The organism is Pseudomonas graminis (genome assembly GCF_013201545.1).
Taxonomy (GTDB): domain Bacteria; phylum Pseudomonadota; class Gammaproteobacteria; order Pseudomonadales; family Pseudomonadaceae; genus Aquipseudomonas.
In genome coordinates this window covers 4,686,455-4,704,740 of record NZ_CP053746.1, presented here as the reverse complement: position 1 = coordinate 4,704,740, position 18,286 = coordinate 4,686,455, and the positions used below count along the sequence as shown (strand labels likewise).

General features: G+C 63.6%; 15 protein-coding genes and 1 pseudogene. 5 read left to right on the top strand and 11 right to left on the bottom strand.

The genetic code is table 11. The annotated features are described in order from the left end of the window. Window positions 1–15 precede the first annotated feature (15 nt). From FX982_RS24935 to FX982_RS21060, 3 genes and pseudogenes are all read left to right on the top strand, one after another. Window positions 16–1,116: pseudogene (locus tag FX982_RS24935) on the top strand (PDC sensor domain-containing protein); the annotation flags it as partial. A gap of 60 nt (window positions 1,117–1,176) precedes the next feature. Continuing rightward, window positions 1,177–2,022 carry a methyl-accepting chemotaxis protein gene (locus FX982_RS24930; protein WP_438826346.1) on the top strand — a complete coding sequence of 282 codons (846 nt, stop codon included), beginning with the start codon at window positions 1,177–1,179 and terminating at the stop codon, window positions 2,020–2,022. 714 nt (window positions 2,023–2,736) lie between these two features. Next, window positions 2,737–3,558 (top strand): alpha/beta fold hydrolase, encoded by an 822-nt coding sequence (locus FX982_RS21060; protein WP_172612405.1) that lies wholly within the window; start codon window positions 2,737–2,739, stop codon window positions 3,556–3,558. An 89-nt stretch (window positions 3,559–3,647) separates the two neighbouring features. Here FX982_RS21060 and moaA read toward each other — a convergent pair whose 3' ends face one another. The 10 genes from moaA to FX982_RS21010 all read right to left on the bottom strand — a co-directional run bounded on the left by moaA (window position 3,648) and on the right by FX982_RS21010 (window position 14,106). Then, window positions 3,648–4,646, bottom strand: coding sequence for a GTP 3',8-cyclase MoaA (moaA, locus tag FX982_RS21055; protein WP_172612403.1), 999 nt, complete (start codon window positions 4,644–4,646; stop codon window positions 3,648–3,650). A 75-nt stretch (window positions 4,647–4,721) separates the two neighbouring features. After that, window positions 4,722–5,549: a formate/nitrite transporter family protein gene (locus tag FX982_RS21050; RefSeq protein WP_172612401.1), complete on the bottom strand. Its 828-nt coding sequence runs from the start codon at window positions 5,547–5,549 to the stop codon at window positions 4,722–4,724. A gap of 317 nt (window positions 5,550–5,866) precedes the next feature. Further along, window positions 5,867–7,216, bottom strand: coding sequence for a cation:proton antiporter (locus FX982_RS21045; protein ID WP_172612399.1), 1,350 nt, complete (start codon window positions 7,214–7,216; stop codon window positions 5,867–5,869). Between the two features lie 254 nt (window positions 7,217–7,470). Continuing rightward, on the bottom strand, window positions 7,471–8,523 hold the full coding sequence (locus tag FX982_RS21040) for an ABC transporter substrate-binding protein (protein WP_172612397.1): 1,053 nt from the start codon (window positions 8,521–8,523) through the stop codon (window positions 7,471–7,473). Then, window positions 8,520–9,716, bottom strand: coding sequence for an NAD(P)/FAD-dependent oxidoreductase (locus tag FX982_RS21035; RefSeq protein WP_172612396.1), 1,197 nt, complete (start codon window positions 9,714–9,716; stop codon window positions 8,520–8,522). The genes FX982_RS21040 and FX982_RS21035 overlap by 4 nt, the downstream gene beginning before the upstream one ends. Then, a complete protein-coding gene (locus tag FX982_RS21030) occupies window positions 9,713–11,089 on the bottom strand; it encodes an NAD(P)/FAD-dependent oxidoreductase (protein ID WP_254074840.1) in 1,377 nt (458 codons plus the stop codon). Before FX982_RS21030 ends, FX982_RS21035 begins: the two co-directional genes overlap by 4 nt. Further along, on the bottom strand, window positions 11,086–11,376 hold the full coding sequence (locus FX982_RS21025) for a (2Fe-2S)-binding protein (RefSeq protein WP_172612394.1): 291 nt from the start codon (window positions 11,374–11,376) through the stop codon (window positions 11,086–11,088). The genes FX982_RS21030 and FX982_RS21025 overlap by 4 nt, the downstream gene beginning before the upstream one ends. Window positions 11,377–11,419: 43 nt before the next feature. After that, window positions 11,420–12,214 (bottom strand): ABC transporter permease, encoded by a 795-nt coding sequence (locus tag FX982_RS21020; RefSeq protein ID WP_037010374.1) that lies wholly within the window; start codon window positions 12,212–12,214, stop codon window positions 11,420–11,422. Between the two features lie 3 nt (window positions 12,215–12,217). Beyond that, window positions 12,218–13,081 (bottom strand): ABC transporter permease, encoded by an 864-nt coding sequence (locus tag FX982_RS21015; RefSeq protein WP_172612393.1) that lies wholly within the window; start codon window positions 13,079–13,081, stop codon window positions 12,218–12,220. Then, on the bottom strand, window positions 13,078–14,106 hold the full coding sequence (locus FX982_RS21010; protein WP_172612391.1) for an ABC transporter ATP-binding protein: 1,029 nt from the start codon (window positions 14,104–14,106) through the stop codon (window positions 13,078–13,080). Before FX982_RS21010 ends, FX982_RS21015 begins: the two co-directional genes overlap by 4 nt. 245 nt (window positions 14,107–14,351) lie before the next feature. Here FX982_RS21010 and FX982_RS21005 point away from each other — a divergent pair, with 245 nt between their 5' ends. Continuing rightward, the gene (locus tag FX982_RS21005; RefSeq protein WP_172612390.1) at window positions 14,352–15,188 is read left to right on the top strand and encodes an IclR family transcriptional regulator; all 837 of its coding nucleotides are present in this window, start codon (window positions 14,352–14,354) and stop codon (window positions 15,186–15,188) included. Between the two features lie 265 nt (window positions 15,189–15,453). Next, window positions 15,454–17,073 carry a methyl-accepting chemotaxis protein gene (locus tag FX982_RS21000; protein WP_172612388.1) on the top strand — a complete coding sequence of 540 codons (1,620 nt, stop codon included), beginning with the start codon at window positions 15,454–15,456 and terminating at the stop codon, window positions 17,071–17,073. A 205-nt stretch (window positions 17,074–17,278) separates the two neighbouring features. Here the strand turns inward: FX982_RS21000 and FX982_RS20995 are convergent, their stop codons facing one another. After that, complete coding sequence (locus FX982_RS20995) at window positions 17,279–18,217, bottom strand: class I SAM-dependent methyltransferase (RefSeq protein WP_172612387.1); 939 nt, start codon at window positions 18,215–18,217, stop codon at window positions 17,279–17,281. Window positions 18,218–18,286 lie beyond the last annotated feature (69 nt).

The window sequence follows — 18,286 nt, the reverse complement described above, 5'->3', positions numbered from 1 at the left end:
CTTCGGAGCTTGACCATGTCTTTGATTCCCCGCCGTATTGCTGGACGAATGACCCTGGGGATCCTGACATTGCTGATTCTCACGGCGGTGGCGATTTTCGCGGTCATGACCCTGGGCGGCAAACCCCAACTGGTGGCCGCCGGCACCGAGTCGGCGGAGCAGTCAGCCAGCGCCATTACCCGTCAGTTGGCGCTGCCACTGAGTCGCATCGAGGGGACCGCTGCTGCCATGGCGCTGCTGGCGGAGACACTGCCCCACGAAGAAACCCTGTACATGAGCAATTTCCCCGGGCTGATCGACAGCCAGGGGGATTCCGCCATCGCCGGTGGCGGCGTGTGGCCGGAGCCCAACGCCTTTGCCGCAGGCACCGAGCGGCGCAGTTTTTTCTGGGCACGGGACACCAGCAACCGACTGGACTTCTCTGACGAATACAACCAGGCCAAAACGCCGCCTTATCAGGCTGAGTCCTGGTACACCGGGGCCAAGTCTTCACCGGCAGGGCATTGCGTCTGGTCCGACGCCTATCAGGACCCGGTCAGCGGCGTGGCAATGACCACCTGCAGCGTCCCTTATCGGGCCCAGGGCGCGTTCGCCGGTGTGGCGACCATCGACCTGAAGCTTGACGGTCTGGCGGCCTTCCTCAAAGACAAAGGCGGCGTCACCGACGGCTACGCATTTGCGGTCGATCCTTCGGGGAATCTGCTGTATTTCCCCGATGCGAAAGGCACCAAGGGCCTGTTGACCATTACCGGATTGAGCCAGGAGCAACCCTGGTTGAAGCCGGTGGCTGATCAGCTCGCGAGCAACACCTCGGCCCTCTCGACCCTGAGGATTGAGCACGACGGTCGGCTCAACGGCCCGGCCTACGTCACCCTGGCGACCATGGCCGGCACCGGATGGCGCATTGGCCTGGTAACCCCGGAAGCCCGCGTCGTCGGCCTGGCCGACCGCCTCACCGGACAAATTCTGCTGTTCCTGTTGCCGCTGTTGGGCATGCTGCTGGGTCTGGCCTGGCTGGCAGGCAAGCGGCTATTGGCGCAACTGGAGGAAACCACCGCGCAGATATCGAGTCTGGGCCAGGGCGGTCAGATCGATACTCAACTTGCGATTTTGCGCGCCGACGAGATAGGCGCGCTGCGTGAGTCGGTCAACCGCTACGCCGGTTCGCTGCGCGACATGCTGCACCGCATCGCCGAGGAGTCGGTGTCTCTGGAACGCCAGGCCAACGAGCTGGCGCAGTTGTCCCAAGGCGTCGCCGAGCGGGCCGAATCCCAGCGCCAGGACAACACCTTGCTGGCGACTGCGATCACCGAGATGTCGGCCAGTGCCAACGAAGTCGCCCAGAACACCACGGACTGCTCCGACACCGCCCGCCGTTCCCTGGGCGATGCGCAGAAAAGCCAGGATCAGGTCAACAGCAACAGCCAGTCCATCGAAGTACTGGCAACGGACATTGCCGGCGCGGCGGGCGCCATCACCCAGTTGGGCGATGACATCGAGCGCGTGGGCAGCGTGCTGGAAGTGATCAAGTCGATCTCCCAGCAGACCAACCTGCTGGCCCTGAACGCCGCCATCGAAGCGGCGCGGGCAGGCGAGCAGGGGCGTGGTTTTGCGGTGGTGGCGGATGAGGTGCGCACACTGGCCGGGAGAACCCAGGCCTCGGCGAACGAAATTCAAGAGATGATCTCGCAACTGCGTCAGGCCTCCAGTGCGGCGGTGTCGACCATGCAGAACGGCGCCCAGCGCACCCGAGAATCGGTGCAGCAAGCGGTCAATGTCGCCGCCACACTGGGCACCACCGTCTTCAGCTTTGATGACATCGTCCAGCGCGCCCATCAGATCGCCGTGGCCGCCCAGGAGCAAAGCCATGTCACCCATGAAATCAACGAACTGGCTGTGCGCATCCACGCCTCCAGCGAACAAGGCGCCCGGGACGCCGGCACCCTGCGCGAGCTGGGCAAAGGCATGCAGTCGATCTCCGGTCGCCTGGGTGCATTGAGCCGCGGTGGCAACCAGGCCTGAGGCGCCTGTCTCAGGCCTCATCACCGGTGGCCATACCGGCGTCTTCCCGGCTAAAGCCGGTCCTACATGTGTATGCGGTCAGTAGGACCGGCTTCAACCTGGGATGGACGCGGAGCGTCCCGGGATGCATACCCACGCGGAGCGTGGGCACGATCAGACAGTGAGGGTGCGTGCATTCAGCGGAAATGGTGATGGCCACACCGGCCTCTTCCCGGCTAAAGCCGGTCCCACTAACACACCGCGTGCGGTCAGCGATCCTGTGGGACCGGCTTCAGCCGGGAAGCTCTTGATCTGCTTTTGATCTTGATCTTCATACACAAAAGGCTCAGTCACCGCCAATCGCGACTTGGGTGCAGGCTGAACGCAGGTCTCGCGCAGTGGGCCGAGCCGCATGGATGCGGCGAGAGCGCCGTCAGGGCATGGATGCCCGTTCGGCGCGGGCCCACGGAGCGAGACCGGAGTGAAGGAACCCTGACGAAGGAAGGGCCAAACCAGGAGCAGGCACCCTTGGTTACTTGGGGTGCTTTTCCAAGTAACTCGCCGAAGGCGAAATAGTCTGCCCCCAGGCAGACGCCCTTGATCTTGATCTGGCTCTAGATCTCGATTTGGCTTCAAGCCTGGCCGCGGCAATTAAGCACATATCTCCAATCCAGCCGCGCCACAAACGACTACGCTCAACCTTCCCCCCGCATCCACTCCAGAGGACCGCATCCCATGACCACCCTGACCCTCAAAGACGGCACCGAATTCTTCTACAAAGACTGGGGCGCCGGCCAACCGATCGTCTTCTCCCACGGCTGGCCCCTCGACGGCGACGCATGGGATGCACAAATGCTCTTCCTCGGCCAGCACGGCTACCGCGTCATCGCCCACGACCGCCGCGGCCACGGGCGCTCCGGCCAGACCTGGGAAGGCAACGACATGGACACCTACGCCGACGACCTCGCCCAACTGTTCGAAGCCCTGGACCTCAAAGACGCCATCATGATCGGCCACTCCACCGGTGGTGGCGAAGTCGCCCGCTACATCGGCCGTCACGGCACCGCCCGCGTTGCCAAAGCCGTCCTGATCGGCGCCGTGCCACCGATCATGCTCAAAACCGACGCCAACCCCGAAGGCCTGCCCATGGAAGTCTTCGACGGCATCCGCGCCGGCTTCACCGCCGACCGCTCGCAGTTCTTCAAGGACCTCGCCGTGCCGTTCTTCGGCTTCAACCGCGACGGCGTGAAAACCTCCCAGGGCGCCATCGACTCGTTCTGGTCCATTGGCATGCTCGGCAGCGTCAAAGCAGAGTTCGACTGCATCAAGGCGTTCTCGGAAACCGACTTTACCGAAGACCTGAAAAAGATCGACGTGCCAACCCTGATCCTCCACGGCGATGACGACCAGATCGTTCCGATCGTCGCGTCCGGCTATAAGAGTCACGAATTGGTCAAAGGCTCGACACTGCACGTGGTCAAGGGCGGCGCTCACGGCATGTGCAACGTGCAGCCGGAAGAGATCAACGAGATTCTGCTGGGCTTCATCAAGGGCTGATCAGCCTGTTCAACAGAGGCTGGCGGTCTCAAGCTGGAGGCTGCCAGGCTTCTCATCAACGCCAGGTCAGCTCATGAACAAGGGCGTATTCAGCCGCCCGTCATGTTCATGAAGCGCACCACCTGCACATCATCGTTGAGCTCGAAGTTGTGCTTCCACGGCTTCAGCTGCATGGCGCTGACGATGGCTTTCTCCAGCTTTTCCGGCTGACCCGGATTGGCCCGCAGCACGGCTTTCAAATCAGCCGAATGCTCATTGCCGAGACACAGCAGCAGACGACCTTCCACCGTGACCCGAACCCGATTGCAGGTCGCGCAGAAGTTGTGGCTGTGGGGCGAAATGAAGCCGATGCGGATGTGCGGTGCTTCCGCCACGCGCCAGTAGCGCGAAGGCCCGGACGTGGTTTCGGTCGAATGCACCAGGGTGTAACGCTCGGCGATGCGTTCACGCACCTGCTCGCTGGAGTAGAACGACTCGGCGCGGCTGTGCTCGCTGATCGTGCCCAGGGGCATTTCTTCGATGAACGTGATATCGACCCCACGATCAATCGCAAAGGCCACCAGATCATTGATCTCGTGGTCGTTGCGGCCCTGCATGACCACGCAGTTGAGCTTGGTGCGCTCGAAGCCGGCCGCGTTGGCGGCGTCGATCCCGGCAATGACCTTGCTCAGCTCACCCGTGCGGGTCAATTCCTTGAAGCGAGCCGGGTCGAGGCTGTCGAGGCTGATGTTGAGGCGCTTGAGGCCGGCTTCAAACAGCGGCACAGCGAGTTTGTCGAGCTGCGAGCCGTTGGTGGTCATGCACAGTTCGCGCAGGCCGGGCAGGGCAGCGATGCTGCGCACCAGCCCGACGATGCCGGAGCGCACCAGTGGCTCGCCGCCGGTCAGACGAATTTTTCGGGTGCCCAGCGCGACGAAGCGCTCAGCCAGCTGGTGGATTTCTTCGAGGGAGAGAATCTGCTGACGCGGCAGGAACGTCATGTCCTCCGCCATGCAATACACACAGCGAAAATCGCAGCGATCGGTCACCGACATGCGTACGTAATCGACCTTGCGTGAATAGCTGTCCATCAGGACTCGATCTGACATTGATTACTCTCGACAGCGTGAAGCGTGGCAGAAACAGGGTGCGCGATTCGCGATCCGAAGCGCGCGGCTGCAGCGTTAAATCTTGCTACCGGTCTGCTGCTCGATGGCCGCAGCAGTGACGCCGGTTGCCGAAGCCTGAATGGCTTTCGAATAGGACACGTAATACGCGAGCCCGACAAAAATTGCACCCCCCACGGCGTTACCCAGGAACACCGCAACGAAGTTTTCAACGAATTCGGTCCAGCTCAGGGCATCGGCAAAGATCGCCGCCGGGATCACGAACATGTTGGCGACCACGTGCTGGAAGCCGATGGCAACAAAGGCCATGATCGGGAACCACATGCCGAGGATCTTGCCGGTCACGTCTTTGCTCGCATACGACAACCAGACCGCCAGGCACACCAGCCAGTTGCAGCCGATGCCGGAAATAAACGCCTGAGCGAAGTCGGCGCTGACCTTGGCCTTGGCGATGGCCAGGGTTTTTGCCAGGTACGCGCCTTCCGTCAGGCCCAGCACATGGCCGAAGAAGTAGGCGACGAACAGCGCGCCCAGCAGATTCGCCAAGGTCACCAGCGCCCAGTTGCGCGCCACCGCCGACAGCGAAATACGCCCGGCGAACATGGCGGTCGGCAGGCTCATCATGTTGCCGGTCAGCAACTCACCGCCGGCCAGGATGACGAGAATCAGACCAATCGGGAACACCGCCGCGCCCATCAGGTTGCCCAGTGACGCCCAAGGCGCCGGGATCATGGTGCTGACGTGGATGTCCAGCAGAAAGCCCAGGGCGATGAACGCGCCGGCGAGAAAGCCCAGCACCAGAATTGCCGGGGTCGGCAGGTGGGACTTCTTCACGCCGGCTTCAATGGTGATTTCGGCGATCTGCTGCGGTGTATTGATGGACATAGGCTTTCAGGCTCGCAAGCGATGAACCGTGCCGCGGCTCAACGAGCCGTGACGCGTAAACAAAGGAGGGGTCAAGCATCCGGGCTTGGTGCGCGGGGTGTCAGCCGACACGGCGCCGATCCCTGATGGGCACGCTGCTGCGACGTTAAACCGCAGGGCAGTCAGCGCCCAAAAGACCTGATCAATTCGTGAGCACGCTACCGATCAGGGTGTTAAGCGTCCAATCGCTTGTTCCGATAGCATCATCGACGCTGTCTATCACAAGGTTTTCAGGCAACGGGGCCATCCCTCTGGAATTAAAGCGGCATCGTCCCTGGTCAGTCTTTGCTGGCCCGAGCGATGCTGCGTTCGTATCGCTCCAGCAACGGTTGAATACTGATGCCGTGCAGCAGGATGCTCAACGCCACCACGGACAACGTCAGGCTGATGGTGGTGTGAACGGCCTCAGCGGGGAGGCCATGGGTCAACGCATAGCAAAGGTAGTACAACGTGCCGATGCCGCGAATGCCGAACCAGCCGACCAGTGCCTTTTGCGGCCGGCTTAGCAGTTTGCCACTGATCAGCAGCCAGACGCTCAACGGCCTGATTACGCAGAACAACGCCAAGCCCAGGCCAACGGCGCGCCAGTCCCAGTAAGTGGCGAGGGCCGCGCCAAGGAGGGTGATCAACAGCACCTCCATTGCGCGCTCTACCAGACTGCCGAAGACCATCATGTCGCCCATCATCACGCCGGCCGCCAGTTGGCTGTCGGAGAGTGAATCGCGATCGCCCATGATCGCCGACTCCGGGTCGCTGTGGGTGTGGCCCACCACCGGGATCGCCACATGCTCCGACGGCACCTCAGACTGGGTGGCGTTGGACTCGGCATGACGCATGCCGATGCCCGCCGCGAATACCGCCAGAAATCCGTAAGCGCCAAGGCCTTCGGCGCTGACGTAGGCAATGGCAATCAGCGCCAGGGCGAGGAAGTCGTTGGGCGACAACGTGCTGTCGGCGTTCTTGATGCGCAGGTAGATCATCAGGTGGCCCACGCCTCGGCCCAGGCCGTAACCGAGCATCAGCCCGACCGGCACGCCCCAGATGATATTTTTCAGCAGCCAGCCCTGGGTCCAGTCGAAATCCGAAAAACCGTGGGTGATGAACATCAGGGCGAAAATCACGAAGGGGAACGCAGTGCCGTCATTAAGCCCGGCCTCTCCGGACAGGCCGAAGCGCACCCGGTCCAGGTCCTGGGCGCTGTTGACCTGCACCAGGCCGGCCAGCACCGGGTCGGTAGGCGAGAGCATGGCGCCGAGCAACAACGAGATCGGCCATGACAGGCCGAACAAGTAATGGGCGGTCAGGCTGACACCGGCAATGGTCGCCAGCATCACCGGTCCGGCCAGCAGGTACGCCGAATACCAGCCGCTACGGTGCAGGGGCAGGCGCAGCTTGATGCCGGTGTTGAACAGGGAAAACAGCACGGCGATTTCGGTGAGGCGTTCGAGCCAGTGGCGGGCGTCGCGCACGTCGAGCTGCGCAATGTCCAGGCCCCAGGGGCCAATCGCGGCGCCAAACGCCAGACACACCGCCGACGTGGTGACCGGCAGCCAGCGCAGGTAAGAAGAAGTCAGTGCCAGCAGCATCAGCAGGACACCGAAGACGGTCATGCAAAGAATGAAGCTCATGCGAATTCGTCATCAGTCAAAGGGCGGGAATGACTGTGTGACTGTAGTAGGCAGGGATAGTTGAAACAAATGTGGGATGGATTCGCGACCGGCGCGGGACCCCGGATGCCCGGGGCATGGTTGGGCCCACTGGCTGCAGGCGATCGCCTTGTGGGACCGGCTTTAGCCGGGAAGAGGCCAGCGCATACCCCATCCATTTTTCGGTGTGGCATCCGACGCCTTCCCGGCTAAAGCCGGGCCCACTTAAATCGCGCCTACCGCTCGATCGACCGGCTCCACCGGGCGTTCCATTCCGGGCGGACCTGGTTGACCTGGTCCCAATCAATGGTCACCGCGGTTTCCAGGTATTTGTTCATGGCTTCCACCTGACCGCGAGTCTTGTCGGTGGTCGGGGTTTTCGGGTTGGACGGGATCTGGTCGCCCATTTCCAGCGCCGGCGCCTGGGCTTCCGGGGTCAGCAGGAAGGCCGCGAGCTTTTGCGCCAGTTCCGGCTGGTCGTTGTTGGCGATGGTGCATTCGGCCACGTTCAACACCACAGCGCCTTCCTTCGGCGGCGCGTATTCCACCGGCACGCCCTTGAGCTTGAGCGCGGTGACCTGGGTCGGCGTCAGCGGGAACAGCGCCGCTTCGCCGGTCTGCACCATCTCCGAGATCTTCGCCGAGCTGGCGATGTACTCCAGCACGTTCGGCCCGACGGTCTTCGGCCACGCCTTGAAACCCGGCTCGACGTTGGTTTCGTTGCCACCCTGCAGCCGGTTGAACATCAGAAAACCATGCAGCCCGAACGTGGAGGAGGCCAGCGACTGGAACACCAGCTTCTCCTTATACTTGGGGTCCGCCATGTCAGCCCAGGACGTCGGCGCGCTCCAGCCGTTGTCCTTGAACATCCGGGTGTTGTAGGCCAGCCCGGTGACACCCAGGCTGACGGCCACGGCTTCTTCCTTGATCTTGCCCTTGGCCGGAATGTCCGCCAGGCTCGCGCTCGGGTTCAACTTGCCGCACAGGCCCATGGAAATGGCCCGGTACATGATGCCGTCGTCGAGGAACATCACGTGCATCTGTGGGTTGTCCTTGCTGGCCTGCGCCTTGGCGAGGATGTCCGAGGACGTGCCCGGCACAATCACCACCTTGACGTTGTTGGCCTTCTCGAACGCTGGCAGCACGTGGTCGGCGTACAACCGCTCCATGGTGCCTCCGTTCATGCCCAGATACAGCGTCGGTTCGGCCTGTACGGGCATCGAAGCAAGAAACATAGCGAACGGCAGGCAAGACAAGCCGGTCTGGGCAACACGTTTCATGTGAATCATGGGTTCGACCTTCCTCTGAGCAATGGAATGACGTTATCGGTGCCGGACGGCACGACGATGGCAGGCGATGAAGTGTGCGATGGCGATTGAAAGCGGGTAATCGAGAACGGGCTCAGATCAATGTTCGAAGCCCCGGCACCGACGATCTGCGCCAGGGCCTCGCCCGCCGCCGGGCCAATCTGAAACCCCGAGCCGGCAAAACCGAAACCGTGCAGAAGGCCGGGTTGGGTCGAACTGGGCCCCAGGACCGGCTCGCGGTCGGGCAAATAACCTTCGGTGCCGCTCCAGGTGCGAATGGCCTGGGCACCGGCCAGCGGCGGATACAGTTCAACGGCGTTGCGCAGGATCTCCAGAATCGCCGCCTGACCGGGCCGCGCAGTGGCCGGGTCCAACGGAAATCCCTGGCCGCCGCCCAGCACGCAATTGCCCCGCGCCACCTGTCGGGCATAAATCCCGCCGCCCTCGACGCCGGTGCTGACGTCCATGAACATCGGCAGCGGTTCGGTCACCAGCATCGCCGGATGGCCCGCGCGCATGGGCACCGGTTCGCCGAACTGCCGGGCCAGCTGAGCCGCCCACGCCCCGGCGCAATTGAGCAGCCACGGCGCGCGAAAGCTCAGGCCGCCGGCGGTCTTCACCAGAAAAGACTGCCCGTTATGGCTGACCTCGCTGACGTGGGCCTGCTCGAAGGTCTGGGCACCGGCGCGGCGTGCGGCAGCGGCGAATGCCGGCGAGACGAGGCGCGGATTGGCATGGCCGTCGTCGGCACATAACGAAGCCCCTACGGCCACATCGCCAGCCCATGGGAAGCGCGCGCGCAACTGGGCGTGATCGAGCAGCTGCAATTCCATTCCGAACCCGCGAGACGCCTCCTCATACGCGACCAGCGCGGCCATGTCTTTGTGGCTGCGCGCGAGCTTGAGATGCCCGGAGCGCACGTATTCGCCGTCAGTGCCGATGAACGCGCGTAGGTCTCCCCAGATTTCATGGGCGCGCTGGGACAGCGGCAGTTGCGACAACGGCCGACCCTGGCGCCGCACGCCGCCATAATTGACGCCGCTTGAGTGGGAGCCGAAAAAGTCCCTTTCCAGCAGCGCCACGCGTTTGCCGCTCAGGGCGAGGAACAGCGCCGCCGACGCACCGACAATCCCGCCGCCCATCACCACCGCATCCACTTCAACGGGCTGGCTCATTGTTCTGCCTCCACGCCAAACGGCAACGGCTTGATCGGCGCCTGCCCGCGCAGGCGACCGACGCTGGCGATGTCCCGCCCTGACGCCTGAGCGACGATTTCCGTCGCGGCCAGCCCGCACATGCGCCCCTGACAGCGGCCCATGCCGACCCGGCACATGGCCTTGACCCGGTTGATTTCCCAATGACCCTCGGCCACGGCCTGACGGATGTCGCCGGCGCTGACTTCCTCGCAGCGGCACACGGTCAGGCTGTCCGGCGCCTTGGCCGCCCAGTCTTCGGGGAAGGGGAACGCGGTTTCCAGTCCCTGGCGAAAGCGCTGGATGGCTTCCAGTTGCCGCTGCAATTCAACGCTGCGGGCGCGGTCGACGGGGTGACCCATGTCGCCCAACAAGGTCAGCGCCGCCAGTTCGCCAGCCATTTCCGCAGCGTCGGCGCCCATGATCCCGGCGCCATCACCGGCCAGATAAACCCCGTCGACGCTGCTGCGGCCGGCGGCGTCGCGGGTGGGCAGCCAGGCACGATTCAATGGGCTCCAGCTGAACGTGCAGCCCAGCAGATCGGCCAATTGGGTTTCACTGCGCAGGGCGTGGGCGAAAGCGACGGCGTCACAGGCGAGGTTTTTGAGCTGATTGCCCTGTTGCCAGCTGACCCCGCTAACCCGGTGCTCGCCCTGAATGTCATGCAGATGAACGCCCTGATGCACCCGGATGCCGTGGGCGGTCAGCCAGGCGCGGTAATAAAGCCCCTTGGCCAGCGTCGACGGTTGCCCGAGCAGCGCGGGCAGGGCGCGGGTCTGGGCGGAAAACGGCGAGCTGTCGAGCACCGCCGCCACCGTCGCGCCGGCTTTGGCGTATTGATACGCCACCAGATACAACAGCGGCCCGCTGCCGGCGAAGACCACGCGCTGACCGATGGCGCAGCCCTGAAACTTCAGCGCGATCTGGGCTGCGCCGAGGCTGTAGACGCCGGGCAACGTCCAGCCTGGCACCGGCAAGATCCGGTCGGTGGCGCCGGTGGCAACGATCAGGTGCTTGAACGGCACTTGGGCCGCGCGGCCATTGCAGAGGGTGTCGAGGGTGCGGGCCTCGGCGTTCCACACCAGCGTCTCGGGGCGGTAGTCGATCTCGCGTTGCAACTGATCGAGGGTGGCGTGAACCGACGCGGCTTTGCCTGCTTCGAAACCGTACAGCGCCTTCGCCGACCGCTTGAAGTTCTCCGGCTGGCGGCGATAGACCTGACCGCCGCCGCGCAGGCTTTCATCCAGCAGGCAAGGGCGCAGGCCGTGGGCAAGCAGCGTCTGCGCCGCGCGAATCCCGGCTGGGCCGGCGCCGACGATAACGGTGTTCATGGCTTGAAGGGTCGGCGCATTCATACGCTGCGCCCCGGTTCGCGACTCACGTACACGCCGGCTTCGAGCATCGTCGAACAGGCGCGCACCCGGCGACCGTCGCCCAGTTTCACCCAGCAGTCCTGACACGCGCCCATCAGGCAGAAACCGGCCCGGGGCTCACCGCTGAAGTCGCTGCCGCGCAGCGAGTCCTCCGCCGTCAGTACCGCCGTGAGCAAGGTATCGCCCTGCAAACCACTGGCCGGCTGGCCGTCGAGGGTAAAGGCGACCACGGCGCGATCGCGTTCGGCCAGTCGTTTCAGCAATGCCATGGCGCGCGCTCCCTGAGACAGATGTCAATGGATGAAAGATTCATCAATGCCTCCCCACCAGCACACGGTCCAGGCCATACACCCGGTCGAGAATGATCATAGTCGCCGCCGTAAGGGCGATGACCAGCGCCGAGACCGCCGCCATCATCGGGTCGATGGATTCGGTGGCGTACACGTACATGCGCACCGGCAGGGTCTGGGTCGACGGCGAGGTGACGAAGATCGACAGCGTCACTTCGTCGAAGCTGTTGATGAATGCCAGCAGCCAGCCTCCGGCGACGCCGGGCAGGATCATCGGCAGGGTGATCAGACGAAACAGCGTGAAGCGGCTGGCACCGAGGGATTCGGCCGCTTGCTCGGCGCTGCGGTCCATGCCGATGGAGGCGGCGATCACCAGGCGCAGCACGTACGGCGTGATCACCACCACGTGGGCGAACATCAGCCAGACAAAACTGCCGTTCACCCCCATCAGCGCGAACAGGCGCAGCATTGCCACCCCCAGCACCAGATGGGGAATGATGATCGGCGACAGGAACAGGCCGTTGAGAAAGTCGCGGCCGGGAAAGCGGTAGCGGGTGATCGCCAATGCCGCCGGCACGGCAATCAACGTCGCCAGGGTGGCCGCGACCACCGCCAGAATCAGGCTGTTGTAGAACGACTGAATGAAGTCGGCGCGCTCGAACACCGCCCTGAACCAGCGCAGGGAAAACCCGTGCCACGGCAGGCTCAAGGTGTTTTCCGGGGTAAACGCCACCAGGCAGACCACCACCAGCGGCGCGAGCATGAAAACCACCACCAGGGCATGAAACGACAGGGCCAGAGGACCGTTTTTGGACATGGCTCATTCCCCCAGGGATTTTTTGTAGCGGCCTTCGACCAGCCGGTTCCACGACAGCATGACCAACAGGTTGATCAGCAGCAGCGCCACGGCAATCGCCGCGCCCATGGGCCAGTTGAGTTCCGAGAGGTATTGGTCGTAGACGACGGTGGCGACCATCTTCAGGCGGCGCCCGCCGAGCAGGCCGGGGATGGCGAACGAACTGGCCGACAGGCCGAAGACGATCAACGTGCCTGACAGCACGCCCGGCATCACCTGGGGCAACACCACCATCCGCATGACTTGTGCCTGGGTGGCACCAAGGGACAGCGCGGCCTGTTCGGCGGAGGCGTCGAGTTTCTGCAGCGAGGTCCACACCGGGATGATCATGAACGGCAGCATCACGTGGACCAGCGCCAGAATCACCGCGAACGGCGTGTACAGCATTTTGATCGGACGCCCGCCAAGGGCCTGGATCGCCTGATTGATCAAACCGTCGGCGCCCAGCAGCAGGCTCCAGCCGAACGCCCGCACCACCACCGAAATCAGCAGCGGCGTGAGGATCAGGATCAGGAAAATGGAACGCCACGGGGTGCCCATGCGGCTGAGAATGTAGGCCTCGGGCACGCCGATCACCACGCACAGCAGGGTCACCAGCGCGCTGATCCAGAAGGTCCGCAGGAAGATCTCGTAGAAGTAGGCATCGGTGACCAGATTGGCGTATTGGGCCAGGGTCCATTCACCGCCCTTGACCCCGACTTCGTAGTCGAACACGTTGAACGACAGTACCAGCGTCAAGGCCAATGGCAGCACCAGCAGGCCGAAGAACAACGCCAGGGCCGGGGCCGACAGCAGATAACCGCGTCCGGTGTCGCGCAGCACACTCATGCCGGCACCTCGTCGACGCTGAGCACGCGCAGCAGATCCGACGGCCAGTCCAGCCCCACCGCGAAGCCTTCGTTCATCGGCGCGTCGCCATCATTGCGGCGCACCACGGTGATTTCGCCGATGGGCGTTTCGATGCGGTACAGCCACTGGCTGCCGAGGAAGTAGCGCATGACCACGCGTCCTTGCAGACGGCCGGTCCCCGCAGGCACCAGGTCGATTTTCTCCGGGCGCAGGCTCAGCACCAGTTGGCCGTCGCCGGGCTGATGGCGCACCTGGGGGGCGCCGCTGGCATCGCGATCGCCGCGCAGCAGATTGGCCTTGCCGACGAAGCCGGAGATGAAACGCGTACGCGGGTGTTCGTAGAGGTGGTAGGGCTCGTCGATCTGGGTGATGCGCCCGGCCTGCATGACCACGACGCGGTCGCTGATGGACAGCGCTTCGGCCTGGTCGTGGGTGACCATTAGGGTGGTGATGCCGACTTCGCGCTGGATGCGCCGGATCTCGAACTGCATTTCTTCGCGCAGGTTGGCGTCGAGGTTGGACAGCGGTTCGTCCAGCAGCAACACCGGCGGCTCGATCACCAGCGCCCGTGCCAGAGCGACCCGCTGACGCTGGCCGCCGGACAGCTCGCGGGGGTAACGCTCGGCATGGGGCGTGAGGCGCACCAGCTCCAGTACCCGGGAGACGCGATGCTCGATGTCGGCGGCGGAGACTTTGCGCATCTTCAGGCCGAAGGCGACGTTGTCGCGCACGGTCATGTGCGGGAACAGCGCATAGGACTGGAACACCACCCCAAGCCCGCGACTGGCCGGCTTGGCGTGGGTGATGTCGCGGCCGTCCAGCAAGATGCGGCCGGCGCTGACATCAACGAAGCCGGCGATCATTTGCAGGGTGGTGGTTTTGCCGCAGCCGGAGGGGCCGAGCAGGGAGACGAACTCGCCTTGCTCCACCGAAAGGTCAGTGGCCACGACGGCATCGACGGGGCCGTAGCGCTTGCACAGTGCCTGGAGCTGAAGAAAAGCCATGGCTGCGTTCCACCTTTTTTCGTGCGCACCGGAGGCACGCTTTTTTATGGGCAGATGCGAAGAGAAGTGCTGCGGGTGGTCGTGGACGCTGGCGCTCGATCACTGTCGGCTGCCGCTGTTATTCAAATCGCCCTGTGGACTGATCCTAGGCCCAAGAATAGGATGCGCTCAACGAGCAATTTCATTGAGTGAGTAGTTTTTTCGGATTCATTCATTCAGCGAAAATAGATTGGGAAACGCGCTACATGGATTTCACTGAGCGGAATGGCGTCGAGAAAGAAACGGGTGTCGGGGCGGTCTCTCGCCTGTTTGCCGTGCTGCGGGCGCTGGGCGATTGTCCCGATGGCAGTGAGCGCGTGACGCAACTGGCGCAGAAGGTCGGCCTGTCGCAACCGACCACCCACCGCTTGCTGCGCAGCCTGATGGACGAAGGCATGGTTGAGCAGGACCTGCGCAGCAAGCGCTATCGACTGAGCCTGGAGTTCTTTGCCTTGGCGGCGCGCGCCGGGCAGTCCGGCAACCTGCGGGACGTGGTGCGGCCGAGCCTGTTGCGGTTATCGGCCTCGTTGGGAGATTCGTTGTTTCTGCTGGCGCGTAGTGGTTTCGACGCGGTGTGCCTTGACCGCAGCGAAGGTCCATACCCGATCCGCACCTTCACCGGCGACATCGGCGGCCGCGTGGCGCTGGGCGTGGGGCAGGGCAGTCTGGCCATCCTGGCGTATCTGCCGGAAGAAGAACGCGAGACCGTGATCCGCTACAACCTGCCGCGCCTGCGGGATTTCCACCTCTACGACGAAGTGATGCTGCGCTCGGAAATCGACACGGTGCGGCGTACTGGCTACGCCGCGCGCAACACCGGCGTGCTGGAAGGCATGGCAGGGTTGGCGGTGCCGATTCTCGACCGCGACGGCCGGGCGGTGGCGGCGTTGAGCGTGGCGACCATCAGTGATCGTCTCAGTGCAGATCGCATGCCCACGGTGGTGGACATGCTCAAGCGCGAGGCAACGGCGATCAGCCAGAAGATAAATCCCTTCGATCCGGTGCTGCGCCGCCCCTCCCAGGTGTTCGGTCAGCGGGAGTGATCGCTGCTTCCTGAGCACTCATCTGAATCCCGTTTAGCGCGTTTCGACAACCGTTTGACGGGGCTGAAAGGCAGATCGTTGACGCTTTCCAACCGCCCGTCGGCTGCGCCGGGCTCTCCTTCAAGAAGCCCTGCGCGGGGTCGAATCAATCTGTGTAGGCGCCTCGCTTTCGGATCGATCCGACGCGATGGCACAGGGATGTGGCAAGCCGCAAAAACTCCGGGTGATCCTCGGAGCAGGTTGTCCTCCCTTTTGAGATCCCCGTATGTCGAAATCCCTGAGATTGCAGATCCTCGCGCTGCTCAGCGGCAGCCTCGTGCTGGTCGTGCTGATTGCCCTTGCGTGTTTCCAGTTCCTCTCCAGCAACGTACACGCCTACCGCGGTCTGCTTGAAGGGCCTTTGCACGCCTCGCAACTGGTCGATCAGGCCAACCTGCAATTCAAGGTTCAGGTGCAGGAGTGGAAGAACGTGCTGTTGCGCGGCAAGCAGCCGGCCGACCGCGATAAATTCTGGGCGCAGTTCGAGGACCAGGAGCGTCAGGTGCAGGACACGCTTGGGCAACTGAGCGCCGTGAATGGCCTGGACAGCACGACCAAGACCCAGATCGATGCCCTGCGCACCGAGCACCGCACGTTGGGTGCCGCGTATCGCAAGGGCCGTGATGCTTATATCGCCTCCGGTGGTGATCCGGTCGCCGGTGACATGGCCGTGAAAGGCGTCGACCGCGCGGCCAGCGAGCAGATGACCGGCCTGGTGGCCGGCCTGCGCAAACAGAGTGACGAACAGTCGAAAATCCTCAGCAGCACGGCCGACCAGACCATCCTGATCGGCACGCTGGTCATGCTTGCCTCGGCGTTGCTGGTGGGCGTGCTGACGCTGTGGGTGGTCAACCGCAACATCGTCGCGCCGATCAGCATGCTCATCGAATACGTTGCGCAGTTGAGTCAGGGCAAGTTCAGCGACCGTGTCAGCATCACCCGCCAGGATGAACTCGGGCGTCTGGCCGTTGCGGCCAATACCCTGAGGGATTTCCTCGCCGACACCTTTACCCGCCTCAAGCGCAGCACCACCGACCTGGACAGCGCCGGCGGCGAACTGAAAGCGATCGCCGCGCTGATGGCCCAGGGCACCCATGAGCAATTCGAGCGTACCGATCAGGTGGCGACGGCGATGACAGAGATGTCTGCCACCGCCCAGGAAGTCGCACGCCATGCCGCTCAGGCGGCTCAGGCCGCTGACGAAGCGGACCGCAGCTCTCAGGAAGGCAGCAAGGTGATGGGCGCGACCATCACCGCCATTACCCAGATGCGCACCGAAATCAGCAATACCGCTGACGTCATTCGCCGTCTGGAAGCCGACAGCGGCCGGATCGGCAAGGTACTGGAAGTGATTCGCGGCATCGCCGAGCAGACCAACCTGCTGGCGCTGAACGCGGCCATCGAAGCGGCCCGTGCCGGCGATGCCGGGCGCGGTTTTGCGGTGGTCGCCGATGAAGTGCGCACGCTGGCCCAGCGCACCGCGGCCTCGACGGCGGAAATCAACCAGATCATCAGCTCGGTGCAGACCGGCGCGGTGGACGCTGCCCAGGCGATTGAAAGCGGCCAGGCCCGCAGCCAGGAAAGCGTCGATCAGGTAGCGCTGGCAGGCTCCTCGCTGGAACGCATTACCTCGGCCGTCGAAGCCATCCGCGACATGAACCGGCAGATCGCGACGGCGGCGGAAGAGCAGACGTCCGTGGCCGAAGACATCTCCCGCAACCTGACCGAGATCACCGCCATTGCCACCACCAATCAGGACAATGTCCAGCGCACCCAGACCGCGAGTCAGAATCTGCATGTGTTGTCGGTGGGCTTGAATGACGTGATCTCGCGGTTGAGTGCCTAGCGCTCAACCACGTTGTCACTGCTGAAGCGCGCTCCTACAGGTTCGTGCGGGTTCTCACCATCCGGGCCGGACGCAGATCAACTGTAGGAGCAATCGGAGGTTACGACGGTCGCGAATGCGGTAGGTCTGTCACACCACCATTGCCTGACCCAACGCATTCGCCAGCAAGCCGGCTCCTGCTGAGATCGCGTCGTGCGGTCACCTTTCAGCCCTGGCGAAACACCAACGCTTTCAAGCCACCCCCTTCCTCGGCATCGGCGAATTCGGGCGGGTTTTCCAACCGCTCGACAAACCGCAATCCTGGCGCTTCGCGGGTCACGCCTTCGATGAGAAAGTCAGCGCCCAGCAACGGGTCGTTCATGCAGGCCAGCACAGTGCCTTCCGGCGTCAACAGCTCCGGCAGCTGACGCAGCACCCGCTGGTAATCCTTGGTCAGCAAAAAACTGCCTTTCTGAAACGACGGCGGATCGATGATCACCAGGTCATACGGCCCGGTGCTTTTCACCTTGCCCCAGGACTTGAACAGTTCGTGGCCGAGAAACGTCACCTTGCTCAGGTCATGGCCATTAAGCCGGTGATTGTCGCGGCCGCGACTCAGCGCCGCCCGGGACATGTCCAGATTGACCACAAAATCAGCGCCCCCTTCGATCGCCGCCACCGAGAACCCGCACGTGTAGGCGAACAGGTTCAGCACCCGTTTGCCCGCCGCATTGGCCCGCACCCAATCGCGCCCGTAACGCATGTCGAGGAACAACCCGGTGTTCTGTTTTTTGCCGAAGTCCACGAGGTAACGCAGGCCGCCCTCGGTCAGGGTCCATTCCTCAAGCACCTCGCCCAGCAGCGCTTCAGTGTGGCTGTCCGGCAGATAACGGTGCTGCAGCAACAGCGTATGGGCGCGGGATTGCTGCCAGGCGGGTGACTTGATCAGCGTGAACAACCGCTGCTTCAGGGCCTCCAGCTCATCGGCGGCCGGTGCCTTGAACAGCGACACCAGCACCACACCCTGCATCCAGTCGACGGTCAGCTGTTCCAGCCCGGGCCAGCGTCGGCCACGGCCGTGAAACAGCCGGCGTGTTTCGGCGGGCGCGTCGGCGAGGGCGGTGTGAAGGTGGGAGTCGAGCAGGTCGAGGGCGTCGGCATTCATCGGTGGCGGGCAGGTCGGCAGTGGGAAAGGGCGGCATTCTAGACCAATCGCCGGGCCAGCGTTCGGCGC